Origin of the sequence: Paracoccus sp. (in: a-proteobacteria), from assembly GCF_030536915.1 — a bacterium.
Taxonomy (GTDB): Bacteria; Pseudomonadota; Alphaproteobacteria; order Rhodobacterales; family Rhodobacteraceae; genus Paracoccus.
Genome location: NZ_JAUNPC010000214.1, coordinates 1 through 1,746, shown reverse-complemented (window position 1 = coordinate 1,746; position 1,746 = coordinate 1). Strand labels below are relative to the sequence as shown.

The following is a 1,746-nucleotide window of genomic DNA, read 5'->3' as shown; positions in this document are numbered from 1 at the left end:
GAGTTCATGGACCAGCGTGGTCGCGATCCGCATCCCCGTCGCGCCCACCGGATGGCCCAGCGAGATGCCCGAGCCGTGGACGTTCAGCCGGTCGGGGTCGTTCCAGCCCCAGCCCTTCAGCACCGACAGCACCTGCACGGCGAAGGCCTCGTTCAGTTCCACGAGGTCCATGTCGTCAAGGGACAGCCCGTTGCGGGCAAGCAGCTTCTGCACCGCGGGCACCGGGCCGATGCCCATGGTCGCAGGCTCGCAGCCCGCCACGGCCCAGCTATGGAACCAGGCCATCGGCTGCAGGCCAAGCTCGGCCAGCTTGTCCTCGGCCACGACCAGACAGGCGGCGGCGGCGTCGTTCTGCTGGGCGGCGTTCCCGGCGGTGACGGTGCCGCCCTTCACGATCGTGCGCAGGCCCGACAGCGATTCCACCGTGACGCCGGGGCGCACGCCCTCGTCGCGGTCAAGGACCACGTCCGCCCCTTTCCGCTGGGGGACGGTGACCGGCACGACCTCGTCGGCGAAGACGCCGTTCGCCCATGCGGCCTCGGCGCGCTGCTGGCTGCGGGCGGCATAGGCGTCGGCCTCCTCGCGGGTGATGTCGTATTCGCGGGCGAGGTTCTCGGCGGTCTCGATCATGCCGGAAATCTTGCCGAAGCGGCGTTCGGGCTGCGAGCGTTCGCGGCCCCGGTCCAGCCGGTCGTACAGATGGATGTTGCCGGCGCGGGCGCCCCAGCGCACGTCGGTGGCGTAATATTCGATGTTCGACATCGATTCGACGCCACCCGCCATGACCACGTCGCAGGCCCCGGTCTGGACCATCATCGCGGCACTCGCCAGCGCCTGAAGGCCGCCGCCGCAGCGCCGGTCAAGCTGCATCCCCGGCACGCCCACGGGGAAATCGGCCTCCAGCGCGACCCAGCGGCCGATGCAGGGCGCCTCGGAATTGGAATAGGACTGGGCGAAGACCACGTCGTCGATGCGCGCGGGGTCCAGCCCGCTGCGTTCGATCACGGCCTTGGCGACATGGGCCCCCAGCTTTTCGGCGGTCAGCGGGCGCAGGGTGCCGCCAAAGGCGCCCACGGGGGTGCGCAGCGGCATGACAATGGCGGCTCGTCTCATGGGGGTCGTCATGGGGGGCGATCCTTTCCTTGGGGTCAGCGTTGGGGCAGCGACAGGTCCGGCCAGTCGGCGCCCTCGAAGACATAGCCGTCGCCATCGCGGCGGACATAGCCGCAGCAGGGCGGGCCGAAATGCATCGGCATGATCAGGGTGCCATTGTCGGCGGCCTCGGCCAGAACGCGGGCGCGGGTCTCGCGCGCGACATCGGGCAGGGCGCAATAGGCGGTGTTGAGGTCGGGATGGGCGATCTGCAGCGGCGAATGGAACACGTCGGCGGTAAACAGGCCCTCCTCGCCGTCCGAGCGCAGGCGGAAGCTCAGCATCCCCGGCGTGTGGCCGGGCACGGGTTCGACCGTCAGGCAGCCGAGGATCTCGCCCGCGTCGTCGGCGATGAAATCGACCAGCCCGGCATCGACCACCGGCATCACGCTGTCGTTCCAACTGTCGTCCATCACCGCGTCGCGGGCCTGCTTCAGCGCGACCTCGTAATGGCGGAAGTCGGTTTCGGGCATCAGGTAGCGGGCATTGGGGAAGGTCGGCACCCATTCGCCGTCAACAAGCACCGTGTTCCAGCCGGTGTGGTCCATGTGCATGTGGGTCAGCACCACGTCGGTCACGGACACGAGATCAATA

The 1,746-nt window shown here is 69.1% G+C and carries 2 protein-coding genes; both read right to left on the bottom strand.

Features of this window, described 5'->3' with window-relative positions; all coding sequences use genetic code 11:
• The coding region (locus Q4F04_RS15855; RefSeq protein ID WP_303370748.1) for an acetyl-CoA C-acetyltransferase at positions 1 to 1,125 on the bottom strand (1,125 nt) is incomplete at its 3' end.
• Positions 1,126 to 1,148: 23 nt separating this feature from the next.
• Positions 1,149 to 1,746 (bottom strand): MBL fold metallo-hydrolase (locus Q4F04_RS15850; RefSeq protein ID WP_303370747.1); only part of this gene is annotated, 598 nt, incomplete at its 5' end.